Here is a 14,256-nt window from a genome sequence, read left to right as displayed (position 1 = left end):
GAATGATGGATACCTATCAGCGAAGTACCTCAACAGCCATTCTTTTCGTCGTGGCCATCTTCAGCCTTCTGCTGGGAAGACTTTTCTGGCTTCAGGTTCTTGACTTCCAGCAGCTCGGTTCAGTCGGCGCCTCAGCAAGCATCAGACGAATCTGGGAGCTGCCGCCCCGTGGACGGATGAAGGACCGGAACGGGAAGATCATGATCGACAACCGGCCTCTTTATTCGGTCAAGCTCATCCCCTCCGAATTCGACAGCTCCCGAACAGCCGCACTCGCCTGGCTCATCAAAATGCCTGAGAGTGACATTGCAGAACACATTGCCGAAGGCACCAGATACAACCGGTTTTCCGCACTCACCCTCAAAAGGGATCTCAGTACGGAAGATGCCGCACGACTGAGTGAAAATATCTGGAAACTGCCGGGTGTCATCATTGCCGCCGAAAACAAACGCAAGTATGCCGACTCGCTTTACGGAGCACATATGTTCGGATACCTGCGTTCCATCTCCCCGGCACAGTTTAAAGCGCTGAAAGAAGAGGGCTACGCCAGGGACGACAAAATAGGCTTCAGCGGACTGGAACGGCAGTATGAATCCCATCTCAGAGGCATCAAAGGCACCCGTTTCGTCATGGTCACCCCGCTTGGCAGAAATGCGGGCAGATATGATGAGGGCAGAAGCGACATTCCGGCCATCAGAGGCAACGACCTCTCACTTTCCATCGACATGGAACTGCAGAAACTCGCAGGAAAACTTCTTGCCGAAACAGGCAAATCAGGAGCTGTTGTTGCCATTGATCCCCGAACAGGTGGCATTCTTGCCCTCCAGAGTGCCCCGGATTTCAACCTTGAGGTGTTCAATGGTGCAACCGACCCCGCCGGATGGGAGAACATCCGCTCCGACCCCCAGAAACCCCTCTTCAACCGCACGGTGCAGGCTGTCTACCCTCCCGGCTCCATTTACAAGATGGTTCTGGCAACAGCCGCCCTTGAAGAAAAGACCATCGACCCCGATAAAAAGGTGCTCGACAATGGGGTATTCAGATTTGGAAACCGTCAATACCTGAGCCACAGAGGAGAGGGCCATGGAATGGTGGATATGCGGGAAGCCATTGCCGTATCATCCAATGTATACTTCTACAGTCTGATTTTTGATGTCGGCTTCACCGCCTGGACGAACTACGGAGCACTGTTCGGATTTGGAAAAAGAACAGGGATAGACCTTCCCGGGGAGCGAAGCGGACTGATTCCCTCAAGCGACTATTACAACCGTCGTTATGGCAAAGGCCGATGGACAAAAGGCAATCTTGTCAGCCTTGCAATCGGCCAGGGGGAGCTCGGAACCACCCCGATTCAGCTTGCCACCTATGCCGCCGCCATCGCAAATCGCGGAACCCTCCACCAGCCTCATATCGTTGAGGGTTATCGCGACACCCGAACAGGCACCTATGTCCCCTTCCGCTACCGGCAGCACCGCCTGCCCCTCAAGCCGGAAACCCTTGAGCTTATCCGGGGAAGCATGGCCGATGTTGTCCAGACAGGAACCGGCAGACTGGCACAGGTGCCGGGAATTGCCGTATGCGGCAAAACCGGAACAGCCCAGAATCCTCATGGCAAAGATCATGCATGGTTCATAGCCTATGCCCCCGCCGACAACCCTGAAATCGCGCTGACTGTTCTGGTTGAAAACGCCGGTTACGGCGGAAGTGTGTCCGCCCCGATTGCAGGCAAACTGATCCGCCAATACCTCAAGCATATGATTCCCGTCCCATCAGTGCCGGTTGGCGCCTCCACCCCCGACACTTTTATTGAAGCCAATCCCCTCACGCCAGCCATTGTGCCGGCCCTGAAAGACAGCAGCATCAGCTTAACAGTCCCTTCGCCACCCGAAAAAGAAACGAATGATCAGTAAAACCGATCAGGAATCAATACGCGGATTTCTTGAAGACACCAGCAACCTGAAAAGCGGCCACACCCCTGGCGTTTTTTTTCCTGAAACCATTGCAGAAATCGGGCTGCTCCTGAAAAATGCGCCAGTTGAGAACCGCCGTTTTACCATAGCAGGCAACGGCACTGGAACAACAGGAGGAAGAATTCCCTTTGGTGACTTCGTCCTTGCAATGGAGAAACTGGATGCCATAGGCGAACCCGTCGTTCTCTCTCCAGACAAGGCAATCATTACCGTTCAGGGCGGAGCCATCCTGCAGGAGATACAGAAAAAAGTTCAGGCGGCAGGATGGCTCTACCCCCCCGACCCGACTGAAGCACTCTGTTTCATAGGAGGGACCATTGCCAACAACTCGTCCGGAGCGCGAACACTTAAATACGGCCCCACAAGAAACCATATAGCCAGGCTTCTTGTGGTTCTTTCGGAAGGAGAACTGCTGGAAATCCGGCGAGGGGAACAGATTGCCGACAGCAACGGCGACATCCACCTCACCCTTCCGGGAGGGAGCAGAAAAACGATCCACCTGCCCCGCTACACAATGCCGGCAACCAGCAAACACAATGCCGGATACTTTTCAAAGGAAGGGATGGACCTCATAGACCTCTTCATAGGATCGGAAGGGACGCTCGGAGTCATTGCAGAGGCGGATCTCATGCTCATTCCCCTTCCCCAATCCATTATTTCCTGCCTGATCTACTTCCAATCAATGGAAGAACTGCTCGGCTTCATCAACACATGTAAAAACAACCAAACCGACTCCACGCCCCGGGCGCTGGAATTTTTTGACCGTAACGCACTCACTTTTCTCAGGGAACAATACCCCGAAGTTCCCACAACCGCTGATGGAGCAGTTTTTCTTGAACTGGAAACCACAGAGGAGAAAATGGACGAAGCCCTTGACCGCCTGTTTGAGGCCATTGAAGCATCAAACGGGATGGCAGATGAATCGTGGATGGCTCTGGACCGTTCAGAACAGGAAAAAATCCGTGAGTTCCGCCACGCCCTGCCCCTCATTGTCAACGAGTGGCTCAGTCGGCAGAAAGAGAGCAAAATAAGTACAGACATGGCAGTTCCCGACCATGCGTTCCGTGAACTCTTTGATTTTTACCGCAGCTCTTGTGAACAGCACGGCTTTGTCTATATTATTTTCGGTCATATCGGCAATGCCCATGTACACCTGAACATCCTCCCCCGCAACAGGGAGGAGTTTGTTGAGGCAAAAGCGCTCTACAGAACATTTGTCAAAAAGGCCATAGCTCTGGGAGGAACCCTTTCAGCTGAACACGGCATCGGAAAACTCAAAAGCGAATACCTTGCCGAACTGTATGGAGAGGACGCCATACGAGAGATGGCGGCAATAAAGAAATGCCTTGACCCCTTTCTCGTGCTCAACATCGGAAACATTATTCCGCTCTCATTTCTCGAACCCGACAACCACTGAACGGACTGGTGGCAAAAAAACAGCAGACAAAAACATACACCCAGGCCATCCAGAACAGGAAGGCCCGATTTGAGTTTGAAATTCTTGATACCGTTGTTGCCGGCATAGAACTGCTTGGCAGCGAGGTTAAATCGGTGCGTCTGGGTAAAGCCAGCCTGAACGAGAGCTTTGCCATCATCCATCACGGAGAGGTCTGGCTTGAGAATATGCAGATTACCCCCTATGAGTTCAACCACCTTGACAGCCTTGAACCGAAACGGAGCAGAAAACTTCTTCTGCACAAAGCCGAAATAGCAAAACTGCAATCCCAAATCAGCGAAAAAGGGCTGGCCCTGATTCCACTGAAAGCTTTTTTCAACCCGAAAGGGGTGCTGAAGCTTGAGCTGGCCGTCGCCAAAGGGAAAAAACTATTCGACAAACGAGAAACAATCAAAAACAGAGACAACGAACGCCAGCTGCAGCAGATTAAAAAACAGTACTGAACACCAAAGAGATCTTTCCATTATGCCTTTTCCGCCACCCAAGGAACAGCTTGACCTTATCACCGCAAATACGGTTGAAATCATTACCGAAAAGGAACTTGAAGCAAAAATCAGCCACAGTCTGAAAACCCGCACACCGCTCAAAGTCAAGCTTGGTGCCGACCCCTCCCGCCCCGACCTGCACCTCGGACACTCAGTGGTTCTGCGCAAACTCCGTGATTTTCAGGACCTCGGCCACGAAGCCATTTTGATAATCGGCGACTTCACCGCCATGATTGGCGATCCATCCGGAAAAAGCAAAACCAGGCCGCAGCTGACTGCCGAAGAAGCCCGCCGGAACGGGGAAAGCTACTTCGAACAGGCCTCAAAAATCCTTGACCCGAAGAAAACCACCATCTGCTGGAACTCCGACTGGCTCGGCGCAATGACCTTTGCCGATGTCATCCGGCTCTCAAGCCACTGCACGGTCGCAAGAATGCTGGAACGGGACGACTTTGAAAGACGCTACCGCTCCGGAGAACCAATCTCCATCCATGAATTTCTCTACCCCCTTGCCCAGGCCATGGACTCAGTCCATCTGAAAAACGACATAGAGCTCGGCGGAACAGACCAGAAATTCAACCTGCTTGTAGGTCGCGACCTGCAGCGGGAATACGGCATCGCCCCGCAGGTATGCATTACCATGCCGCTTCTTGTGGGCACAGGAGGGGTGGAAAAAATGTCCAAATCACTCGGCAACGCCATCTGCTTCAATGATCCGCCGACAGATATGTATGGAAGAATGCTTTCCATTCCCGACACCCTCATCACCAACTACTGCTCTCTGCTGCTGCCGCCCGGAACAGCCGACATCGGCAGCATCACCGAAGAGAGCGCAACTGACCCGAGATCGGCCAAAAGAATGCTTGCCCGCAACATTGTGGCACTCTACTACTCCCCGGAAGCCGCTGAAGAGGCTCAGTCACATTTTGACCGGGTGTTCGTCCAGAAAAAAGCCCCCGAAAACATAGAGCTCTTTGAGCTGTCACACTCGGAAATAACTGTTGTGGACCTTCTGGTTGAACTTGGAGCGGCCTCCTCAAAAACAGATGCACGGCGAATGATTCAGCAGAAAGCAATTCTCATTGATGAAGAGCGGATAGAAGAAATCAACGCAAGCATAACGCTTTCCATAGAACCAAAAACCCTGCGTGCAGGAAAGCGGAAATTTTTCAGGATTGCAACAGGAAAACAGGGCTGAATACCGCTAGTCACGGGGGTTTCAGCAAAAAAATATTTCGAATACCACAGCTTTTTCCTATACTTGCTCACTTTCGGTTCTGTAACTATTTCTGCAACAATTTATCTGGAGGAACGGCATTGTCATTTGTCCCGACAAAAGTTTTCTTTACCAAAGGGGTAGGAAGACACAAGGAGTATCTCTCTTCGTTTGAGCTTGCGCTGAGAGACGCCAAAATCGAAAAATGCAATCTGGTTACCGTCTCGAGTATCTTTCCCCCGAAATGCGAACGCATCAGCGTAGAAGAGGGAATCAAACTCCTCACTCCGGGCCAGATCACTTTTGCGGTCATGGCCAGAAACTCCACCAATGAGTACAACAGGCTCATGGCTGCGTCCATCGGAGTCGCAATTCCGGCCGATGACACACAGTACGGATATCTTTCAGAGCATCATCCGTTCGGTGAAGATGAAGAACAGTCCGGCGAATATGCCGAGGATCTTGCCGCAACCATGCTGGCAACAACACTGGGTATCGAGTTCGATCCGAACAAAGACTGGGATGAACGCGAAGGTATCTACAAGATGAGCGGTAAAATCATCAACTCCTACAACATCACCCAGTCAGCTGAGGGCGAAAACGGTCTCTGGACTACTGTTATTTCCTGCGCCGTGCTGCTGCCCTGAGCCACAACAACCCTCACTGCAAAGTGAGTCTTTTACCTTTGAAGGGGACCAGAGAACGATCGCTCTTGGTCCCCTTACAAAGCCCGCCGTCCCAAGCTTTTTCTTCGCCCGACTGAGAGGAAATTCAGCGCCGTCATGCTATTTTTAATCCGTCCCTCTGTTCCTCCTGACCACCGCACCAATGACCCTCTATACACAACACGCCCATGACTGAAGAGATAACAACAGATGTCCTTGTAATAGGCAGCGGCATCGGAGGACTGTATTTCGCCATTCATATGGCCGAGAAAGCCAATGTCACAATCATCACCAAAAAGGAGAGTTCCACCTCCAACACAAACTGGGCGCAGGGAGGCATTGCCGCCACCATGGACAGCGGAGACAGCGCCGACCTTCACATCAACGACACGCTTGACGCCGGAGCAGGGCTCTGCAACCGGGAGATGGTTTCCACCATGGTACATGAAGGGCCCGAACACATCAGGCGCCTCATCAGGCTCGGAGTCAACTTCACCACCTCCGACCATGATCACCTCCACCTCGGCAAAGAGGGGGGGCACTCAAGAAGCCGCATTGTCCATGCGCAGGACCTCACTGGACGCGAAGTTGAGAACGCTCTGCTCAGGAGTGTCGAGAACCACCCCAACATCACCCTTCTCGAACACCACTTTGCCATTGAACTTCTCACCCAGCACCATCTGGGCATCAAAACCAATGACATCACCTGCTACGGAGCCTATGTTCTCGACTCACGACAGCGACGCGCAAAAAAAATTCTGGCAAAAATAACCATGATTGCCTCAGGCGGGCTTGGCCATGTATACCCTCACACCACCAACCCCGATATTGCAACCGGCGACGGAGTTGCAATGGCCTACAGAGCTGGAGCTGAAATCGCAAACATGGAGTTCATTCAGTTTCACCCCACATCGCTCTACCACCCGAAAGCAAAATCATTCCTTATTTCTGAAGCAGTCCGTGGATTCGGCGGTATTCTCAGATTGAAAAACGGCCAGGAATTCATGCACAAATACGACAAGCGCCAGAACCTTGCCCCGCGCGACATTGTGGCACGCGCCATTGACTCTGAAATCAAGAAAAGCGGCGAAGAGTGCGTGTATTTAGATGTCACCCACATTGACGCCAATAAAACTCGAGAGCACTTCCCGAACATCTATGAAACCTGTCTTGAATTCGGCATAGACATGACACAGGAAATGATTCCCGTAGTACCGGCCGCGCACTACTCATGCGGAGGAGTTCGTACCGACAGCCGCGGCAGAACCACCCTGAACCGCCTCTACGCATGCGGCGAAACAAGTTGTACGGGCGTACACGGGGCAAACCGCCTTGCAAGCAACTCGCTGCTTGAGGCACTGGTCTTTGCATGGCGTTCATGCAACGACATTGAACAGGAACTCCCCTTGATTGAAAACAATGTCAAATTCCCCGACTGGGACGACAGCGGCACCGTCAACCCTGAAGAGCGGATACTCGTAGCCCACAATAAACGAGAAGCCCAGCAGGTCATGAACGACTATGTGGGAATCGTACGAAGCGACCTCCGTCTGGAGCGGGCAAAACGGCGGATCGACTTTCTCAAGGAAGAGACGGAATCATTCTACAAGAAAACCAAAATCACCACGCAGACGCTTGAACTCCGCAACATCATCAAGGTGGCAAGCATGATTATTGAAGGCGCAATAAAACGCCGTGAATCACGAGGTCTGCACTATACAACTGACTACCCGGAAACCGACGACAAGCACTTTCACCAGGACACCATACTTCGCTCGTTTTAAATCAGCTGATTTCCTGCCAGTCACGGGCATACCGGAAATCAATACCGGGCGTGCGGCCTGATATTTTAGCAATCACAGGCATCAACCGCTTGTACTGGTTGCGCACAACCATCTGGCGGACCCGTGCGTAAAAAGGTTCCGGCACACCTTCAGCAAGAATCGACTCCTTGTCCATCCGCAGCTCCAGCATCTGGTAAAGAAGTATGTCCACCTCTTCATAGGTAAAACCCAGATCTGCCTCATCACTCTGCCCCTGCCACAAGTCGGCAGAAGGGGCCTTTTCTATAAGAGCTGCGGGAATGCCCAGATGACGGGCAAGGCCGCGAACCTGACTCTTGTAGAGATCCCCTATGGGGTTGACGGCCGAAGCCATATCGCCGAACATTGTTCCATATCCGAGAAGCAGTTCTGTTTTATTGCTGGTACCGGCCACCAGGCAGCCGTCACGGGCCGACACATCATAGAGAACAATCATTCTGGCTCGCGCCATGATGTTCCCCCTTCGAAGGCGGCTCTCCTCAGGAATTCCGGTAAAAAAAGCATCAACCGGCGGCGAAATATCGTGCTCCTCGGAACGGATGGAAAGCCTTTCCACCATCAACTCAGCATGTTCCAGACTCTCACGGCTGCTCGCCCTGTAGGGCATCTTCACCGCCAGCACATTCTCGGCGCCAAGGGCCCGGACGGCCAATTCACAGACCACCGCAGAATCAATACCTCCCGAAAGGCCCAGCACAAGAGACTGAAAGCCGAATTTCCGGATTTCATTGCGAAGGAAAGACGAAAGAATCTCCTCCACAAGCTGATAATTAAGATCAAGATCCTGAACCTTCATGATAATGGCTGAACACTAAAAATTAAACAGGCGCATAAGCGACATGGAGAGCATAAACACAACGCTCTCTACTCCGGCAAGAAAAAAACCGGCACGAAGCATCGGCCTTCCCGAAACCCCGAGCAACAGAGAAAATCCATACCAGCAAATCAAAAGAGTGTGGCCAAGCGCAAGCAAAGCAACCACCCAGCTCCAGAGCGGCGAAAAATAAAACAGCTCAAACAGCCAGACAGGAGTGAGGCCATAGGCGAGAACAGTCACAACCTTCCCCTCCATTCCGGCAGGCTCAAGAGGGAAAAGCAGTTTAAGCATCCCGCCAGAGAGAAGATACAGAGCAGTAACATCAAGCAGAAACGACGCGATGGAATAAAACATCGCAGGACGGGGCTCACCAATAAGCGGGAATTTCAGCAACTGCACCACAGCAATAACCGGAACAGCATAGCTTCGCAGAAGATCAACCCCCTCAGGAAATTCTCCCGTCTCAACCCGGTTCCAGAAATTCCTGTAACGGAACATAACCGCCATCATGGCGGAAAACAGCTGTTTCAGAGGCATTGGCCAGGTAATTTCGGCTACTTTCTGAGCCAGGTTTCAGGGTTCTGCTTCAGGCGTCCTTTCCAGATTTCAAAATGGACAATGGAGCCTCCATCAAGATTTTTGCCAGAAGCGCCTATCACCTGCTGCGACGAAAGAAGCTCGTTCTGGGCAACCCGAATGGAGCCAAGATTCGCATACACGGTAAGATACGACTTCGGGTGACGGATAATGACAATGTGGCCGAATGTCGGCATAAAAGCAATCCTGGCAACCTTGCCACCTGAAACCGCCTTAACAATCGTGTTGGCAGGCACTGAAATATCTATACCATTGTTTGTAGTGACAATATTGAGCTCTTTGTCTTTGAAAGGCCCAAACCGCTGCGACACCCTCCCATTACTGACAGGCCAGGGCAGCTGACCGACAGCCTTGTCAAAGTCAGCGGAAATCCGGAGCAGTTCGGGGGAATCGGGAGGAGGAGGAACAACCCTGCCACCCACTGCCTTACCTGCCGAAGGGGCCGGTCTGCCCGCCGGAGCCATTCGGGCTGCCCGTCGTGCATTTTCAGCCTCAATGGCTTTCTGCTCAGCAAGAATCAGCCCCTCAATCCGCTTCTGAAGCAGCCGTCTCTTGCGGCGTGCTTCCAGAACCCGGGCAGTATCGGCCTTCCTCTGTTTCTTCAATTTTGCCAGAGCCCGCTCTTCAGCTGTCCGGCTGGCAGCCATATTTCTCAACTGACGCTCCTGATCCTTCACCGCAGCCGCTTTTGCCCGATAGCTTTTCTCAAGCTCCGCACGGGAACTCTCAAGCTTCACGGCAGCCTCCTGCAGCTCATCAACATGATGGTGAACCGCACGGGAGAAATATCCGATATAACCAACACGCACAAGCGCATCATTGACAGAACCAGAAGAAAACAACTGCTCAACATCCCTCTGTCGACCATACTTATAAACGGAAACCGCCGTTCGTCTGAACCCGTCAGAAACCGTTCCATATACCCGCCTGTTGGACTGCAGCTCCCCCTGGAGACGGCCGATATCGCGATCAAGCACCTTCAGATATCGCTGATTTTCACTGATCAGCTTACCAAGAACCTTGATTTTCTTTCGTATGCTCTCCACCTGGCGCTGCGTCTGCTTTTGCTTTCGAGCGGTGGAATTCAATTTCGACTGGTACTCCTGAAGCTGTTTTTTCAGGCTGTTGAGATTGGCCTCAACTGCACGACGCTCCTTTTTGATTTTCAGGAGTTCACTGCTCTCAGCAGCCACAGCAGAACGCACCGGTGTAACCCCTGGCAGGCATACAGGGAGGACCACAAAAAGAATCAACAGACTGACAAGTCGCCCGAAAAAACGGGACAGCAGAATACTTCTCAGAGAGAAGCCATGGAAAGCCAAATCGTTCACTGTGCGGGAAAACGGTTATAGGGTGCGCATAACTGTTTCAAGGTACAGCATTAAATCTTTTCTTCGCAAAGAGCCCGTCAAAAAAATTAATTTGTTATACATTCCCTTTTTGCATCGGCGGAAAACAGCATACATATCCATGGACAAACTTGTCATACAGGGCGGGACCCGACTTGAAGGAACCATTGCCGCTTCGGGCTCAAAAAACTCTTCACTTCCCATAATAGCAGCAACGCTTCTTGCAGGCACCGGCCTCTTCCGGCTGCACCGGATTCCCGACCTGAAAGACATCGCAACCTTCCGCTCTCTGCTTCACCATCTGGGAGCCGAAAGCCACCTTGAAGACGGCATTCTTGAAATCTCAACCAGCAAGGTAAAAAGCGCACGGGCACCTTACGAACTGGTAAAGAAAATGAGAGCCTCCATCTATGTACTCGGTCCCCTTCTTGCCCGTTTCGGCCATGCAGAAGTTTCACTCCCGGGAGGCTGCGCCTTCGGGCCGCGACCGATTGACCTGCACCTCATGGCCATGGAAAAACTCGGAGCCACCATCACCATTAAAACCGGATTTATTGAAGCCACAACGAACAAAGGACGCCTGCAGGGAGGGCAGATAGACTTCCCCGTCTCTTCCGTAGGAGCAACCGGCAACGCCCTCATGGCCGCCGCACTGGCAGAAGGGACAACAACCATCACCAACGCCGCCGCCGAACCCGAAATAGAGGCACTCTGTCATTTTCTGGCCGCAATGGGCTCCCCCATCACCGGCATCGGCACAACAACCCTGACCATAGAAGGCCGACCCACACTCCAGCCGATTGAATTCAACAATGTTTTTGACCGCATTGAAGCAGGAACCCTGCTTGCCGCCGCAGCAATCACCGGAGGCTCCATAACCCTCACCGACACTGACCCCGAACAGATGCAGTCGGTTCTTGAAGCCTTCACCCGATCAGGCTGCACAGTAACAACAAACGGGCACAGCATCTCACTCAAAAGCCCCGGAGCCCTCCAGCCAGTCAACATTACCGCTGAACCCTATCCCGCCTTTCCCACCGACATGCAGGCCCAATGGATGGCACTCATGACACAGGCCGAAGGAACCAGCCTCATCACCGACCGCATCTACCATGAACGGTTCAACCATATTCCCGAACTGAACAGGCTTGGCGCACATATAGACATAACCGACAACCAGGCAGTTGTTCACGGCCCCCAGCGCCTTTCAGGAACAAAAGTCATGTCCACAGATTTGAGAGCATCGGCAAGCCTTGTTCTTGCAGGTCTTGTGGCCGAAGGAACAACAGAGGTACTCCGCGTCTACCACCTCGATCGGGGGTATGAACGCATAGAAGAAAAGCTCCGCCGACTGGGAGCCAGGATAAAACGGCAGAAATACGATGAATTTTCATGATCAGAAAATTAAGCAAAAAAAACAGACCAAAGCTTTGCATTTAATCGTTCAGGCATTATATTAACTCCCTCTAAAGCCAAGCATTGAGGGCCCTTAGCTCAGTTGGTCAGAGCAAGCGACTCATAATCGCTGGGTCGTAGGTTCAAGTCCTACAGGGCCCACTGGTTATCTGGCTTGAAAGAATGCATTTACTACCTGGCGTGTTCGTCTAGTGGCCCAGGACATCGCCCTCTCACGGCGAAGATCACGGGTTCGAATCCCGTACACGCTACAACCAGCCAAAGGCCCGGCAACCAGGTCGCCGGGCCTTTGAGCAATGCACCCGTAGCTCAACTGGATAGAGTATCTGACTACGAATCAGACGGTTAGAGGTTCGAATCCTCTCGGGTGCACAAACAGTTCTTTTGAGGAGTGGCCAAATGGTAAGGCTCCTGATTCTGGATCAGGCAACTGCAGGTTCGAGTCCTGCCTCCTCAGCACCAAAAAAGTCCCGCAGCACAATGTGCAGCGGGACTTTTTGCGTTTCCCCCATCTCTCGTCAATCCAGCATAAAAAAAAGCGGCACCGGTTCCCCGATGCCGCTTTTCACACAACCAAACGAACAGTTTAGAAGCTGTAACGCATGCCGAGCAGGATTTTGCTGGTCGAAAAGCCGATTGAATCATAAACAGTTGAATCAATATCGACATCTGCTGTCGAGAAGTAGCGATAACCGAGATCAACAGTAATGTTATCTGTCGCAGGAACGCCTACACCGGCTCCGAGCTGCCATGCAAATGGTGTCACATCGGCAGAAACACTACTATCAGATACATCAACTGTAGCAAAACCTAAACCGCCCATAAGATAGGGAGAAATTCCTCCGTCCATCTTAAAGTCGGCATAACCGTTGGCCATAAATGAAAGCAGGGATACTTCTAAGCCATCCCATTTAGTGTCAAAGACCTTATTTGCATCTTGCACTTGATATCCAATGGCGAGTTCTGCTCGGAACATGTCTTTTTTGACACCAAAAGCACCCTCGAGTGCGTATCCAGAGTCATATTCTACGTCATGGTCAGAAGCACTCCATATTGCACCGCTTTCCAAATCAACATCAGAGTTATTCATCATCCCGATACCCGCAGAAAGGCTGACATAAGGAGTAGTCTCTGCCGATGCGAGAGAAGGAGCTGCAATTAGGCCTGCAGCCATAAGCGTCATTACGATTTTTTTCATTGTAGTGTGTGTTGTGTTTGGGGGAAATTCCCATCCTACTTCCTGCATTGACGCATATACAAAAACTAGGGGACGTTGTTGAATATCGTGAATAAAAAGCATATTGATGTATTGGGGAAACAAGACGCGGCTTACATAGCAATACAATGGATTTACTATGCCAAGAGGTCCGAGACTTGATGCACCGGGAACATTCCACCATGTGATGATCCGTGGGATAGAACGCAGTTCCATCTTTCTTGATGAGGCGGACAGATCCGAGTTTCTGGAACGCATGGGCCGATTGGCCATGGCATCCGGGACGGGCATTTATGCGTTTGCCCTGATGAGCAATCATGTCCATGCGCTGGTGAAAAGCGGTGCCGATGGCCTGTCATCCTTCATGCGGAGATTGCTGTCAGGCTATGCTCAGTATTTCAACCGTCGTCACAATCGAGTCGGTTATCTGTTCCAGAATCGTTACAAATCGATTATCTGCGAAGAGGATGCATACTTCGACAAGCTTGTGGCATACATCCATCTCAATCCTCTCCGTGCTGGCCTGGCAGGAACACTTCAGGAGCTGTCGTTCTATCCATGGAGCGGGCATGCCGTGATGATGAATGAGGTTGTTTATGAATGGATGGATCGGGAGTATGTGCTCCGTTTTTTCGGGGACACTGAAGGGGCGGCCAGAAAAGCGTATCTCGCATTTGTTGAACAGGAGTTGGGTATTGACCGGGAGCAGGAGCTGTCAGGGGGTGGCTTGTTGCGATCACAGGGCGGATGGTCGGAAGTGTTGTCGCTACGCAAGAGAGGAGAGCAGGCTCAGGGAGATGAGCGGATTCTGGGTGGCGATGAGTTTGTTCGTGAAATCATGAACGAGGCAGAAAACCGAACGGATGTTCAACTCCCGGAAACAAAACTTCAGGAGCTTCTGAACGAAACGGTCAAGCAGGCTTGCGCTGAAGCGGGAATATCAATGGCATATCTGCAATCGGGAAGTCGGAGCGGAGGACTTCCCTTGTTGAGAAAAGCATTGGCCAGAAAGGCTGTCTGGGAGTATGGCGTCTCACTGGCCGCAACTGCGCGTCAACTCGGGGTAACGACGAGCGCCGTCAGCCATATGCTGAAACAAGTCACGGATGGGGGCGCCTTGAATGGGGCGAATTCATGATAGCTGATGTGCTGCTGTCTGCTATTTGCGTTATTCAACAACGTTATATAGTGCTTGTACTCAAATGGGCACGATTCATAATATCCTGTTGTAATATTAAAGGGAGTC

General features: G+C 51.8%; 12 protein-coding genes and 4 tRNA genes. 12 read left to right on the top strand and 4 right to left on the bottom strand.

Annotation, left to right across the window (positions count from 1 at the left end; all coding sequences use genetic code 11):
* Positions 1-5 precede the first annotated feature (5 nt).
* The 6 genes from mrdA (at position 6) to nadB (ending at position 7,576) form a co-directional block, all read left to right on the top strand.
* A complete protein-coding gene (mrdA, locus tag EKD02_RS06695) occupies positions 6-1,910 on the top strand; it encodes a penicillin-binding protein 2 (RefSeq protein WP_439329069.1) in 1,905 nt (634 codons plus the stop codon).
* Complete coding sequence (locus EKD02_RS06690) at positions 1,900-3,387, top strand: FAD-binding oxidoreductase (RefSeq protein WP_126384635.1); 1,488 nt, start codon at positions 1,900-1,902, stop codon at positions 3,385-3,387. The genes mrdA and EKD02_RS06690 overlap by 11 nt, the downstream gene beginning before the upstream one ends.
* 8 nt (positions 3,388-3,395) lie before the next feature.
* A complete protein-coding gene (gene smpB / locus EKD02_RS06685) occupies positions 3,396-3,869 on the top strand; it encodes an SsrA-binding protein (protein WP_011890442.1) in 474 nt (157 codons plus the stop codon).
* Positions 3,870-3,891: 22 nt separating this feature from the next.
* Positions 3,892-5,109 carry a tyrosine--tRNA ligase gene (gene tyrS / locus EKD02_RS06680; protein ID WP_011890443.1) on the top strand — a complete coding sequence of 406 codons (1,218 nt, stop codon included), beginning with the start codon at positions 3,892-3,894 and terminating at the stop codon, positions 5,107-5,109.
* Between the two features lie 119 nt (positions 5,110-5,228).
* Positions 5,229-5,774, top strand: coding sequence for a pyruvoyl-dependent arginine decarboxylase (locus EKD02_RS06675; RefSeq protein ID WP_011890444.1), 546 nt, complete (start codon positions 5,229-5,231; stop codon positions 5,772-5,774).
* A gap of 206 nt (positions 5,775-5,980) precedes the next feature.
* Positions 5,981-7,576, top strand: a complete 1,596-nt coding sequence (nadB, locus tag EKD02_RS06670) for an L-aspartate oxidase (RefSeq protein WP_126341298.1) — start codon at positions 5,981-5,983, stop codon at positions 7,574-7,576.
* Between the two features lies 1 nt (position 7,577).
* On the opposite strand, the gene EKD02_RS06665 is transcribed toward nadB, so the two are convergent.
* From EKD02_RS06665 to EKD02_RS06655, 3 genes are read right to left on the bottom strand one after another with little or no spacing between them, the layout of a single operon-like run.
* Entirely contained in the window at positions 7,578-8,411 is an 834-nt protein-coding gene (locus EKD02_RS06665; protein WP_126341297.1) for an NAD+ synthase, read from the bottom strand.
* A gap of 15 nt (positions 8,412-8,426) precedes the next feature.
* Positions 8,427-8,969 carry a hypothetical protein gene (locus EKD02_RS06660; protein WP_011890447.1) on the bottom strand — a complete coding sequence of 181 codons (543 nt, stop codon included), beginning with the start codon at positions 8,967-8,969 and terminating at the stop codon, positions 8,427-8,429.
* A gap of 17 nt (positions 8,970-8,986) precedes the next feature.
* Positions 8,987-10,222, bottom strand: a complete 1,236-nt coding sequence (locus tag EKD02_RS06655) for a murein hydrolase activator EnvC family protein (protein ID WP_244924415.1) — start codon at positions 10,220-10,222, stop codon at positions 8,987-8,989.
* Between the two features lie 277 nt (positions 10,223-10,499).
* Between EKD02_RS06655 and murA the strand changes: the two genes are divergently transcribed.
* The 5 genes from murA (at position 10,500) to EKD02_RS06630 (ending at position 12,251) form a co-directional block, all read left to right on the top strand.
* Complete coding sequence (gene murA, locus EKD02_RS06650) at positions 10,500-11,774, top strand: UDP-N-acetylglucosamine 1-carboxyvinyltransferase (protein ID WP_126384631.1); 1,275 nt, start codon at positions 10,500-10,502, stop codon at positions 11,772-11,774.
* An 87-nt stretch (positions 11,775-11,861) separates the two neighbouring features.
* Positions 11,862-11,935, top strand: a tRNA-Ile gene (locus EKD02_RS06645).
* Positions 11,936-11,971: 36 nt separating this feature from the next.
* Positions 11,972-12,045: transfer RNA gene (locus tag EKD02_RS06640), tRNA-Glu, on the top strand.
* Between the two features lie 47 nt (positions 12,046-12,092).
* Positions 12,093-12,166, top strand: a tRNA-Arg gene (locus EKD02_RS06635).
* 13 nt (positions 12,167-12,179) lie between these two features.
* Positions 12,180-12,251, top strand: a tRNA-Gln gene (locus EKD02_RS06630).
* A 129-nt stretch (positions 12,252-12,380) separates the two neighbouring features.
* Here the strand turns inward: EKD02_RS06630 and EKD02_RS06625 are convergent.
* Positions 12,381-12,992, bottom strand: a complete 612-nt coding sequence (locus EKD02_RS06625; protein ID WP_185805713.1) for an outer membrane protein — start codon at positions 12,990-12,992, stop codon at positions 12,381-12,383.
* A gap of 157 nt (positions 12,993-13,149) precedes the next feature.
* On the opposite strand from EKD02_RS06625, the gene EKD02_RS06620 reads away from it, so the two are divergent.
* On the top strand, positions 13,150-14,148 hold the full coding sequence (locus tag EKD02_RS06620; RefSeq protein WP_126384627.1) for a transposase: 999 nt from the start codon (positions 13,150-13,152) through the stop codon (positions 14,146-14,148).
* The last annotated feature ends 108 nt before the right edge of the window (positions 14,149-14,256 follow it).

It is taken from the genome of Chlorobium phaeovibrioides (assembly GCF_003968655.1).
GTDB lineage: Bacteria > Bacteroidota > Chlorobiia > Chlorobiales > Chlorobiaceae > Chlorobium > Chlorobium phaeovibrioides.
The sequence above is the reverse complement of the archived record's forward strand: the minus strand, read 5'-3'. Positions and strand labels throughout refer to the sequence as shown.

What these genes read in the sequence shown, in the direction of transcription:
- mrdA (WP_439329069.1), top strand. Translation starts at nt 6, where the DNA reads ATGGATACCTATCAGCGAAGTACCTCAACAGCCATTCTTTTCGTCGTG.
- EKD02_RS06690 (WP_126384635.1), top strand. Translation starts at nt 1,900, where the DNA reads ATGATCAGTAAAACCGATCAGGAATCAATACGCGGATTTCTTGAAGAC.
- tyrS (WP_011890443.1), top strand. Translation starts at nt 3,892, where the DNA reads ATGCCTTTTCCGCCACCCAAGGAACAGCTTGACCTTATCACCGCAAAT.
- nadB (WP_126341298.1), top strand. Translation starts at nt 5,981, where the DNA reads ATGACTGAAGAGATAACAACAGATGTCCTTGTAATAGGCAGCGGCATC.
- EKD02_RS06665 (WP_126341297.1), bottom strand. Translation starts at nt 8,411, where the DNA reads ATGAAGGTTCAGGATCTTGATCTTAATTATCAGCTTGTGGAGGAGATT.
- EKD02_RS06660 (WP_011890447.1), bottom strand. Translation starts at nt 8,969, where the DNA reads ATGCCTCTGAAACAGCTGTTTTCCGCCATGATGGCGGTTATGTTCCGT.
- murA (WP_126384631.1), top strand. Translation starts at nt 10,500, where the DNA reads ATGGACAAACTTGTCATACAGGGCGGGACCCGACTTGAAGGAACCATT.
- EKD02_RS06625 (WP_185805713.1), bottom strand. Translation starts at nt 12,992, where the DNA reads ATGAAAAAAATCGTAATGACGCTTATGGCTGCAGGCCTAATTGCAGCT.
- EKD02_RS06620 (WP_126384627.1), top strand. Translation starts at nt 13,150, where the DNA reads ATGCCAAGAGGTCCGAGACTTGATGCACCGGGAACATTCCACCATGTG.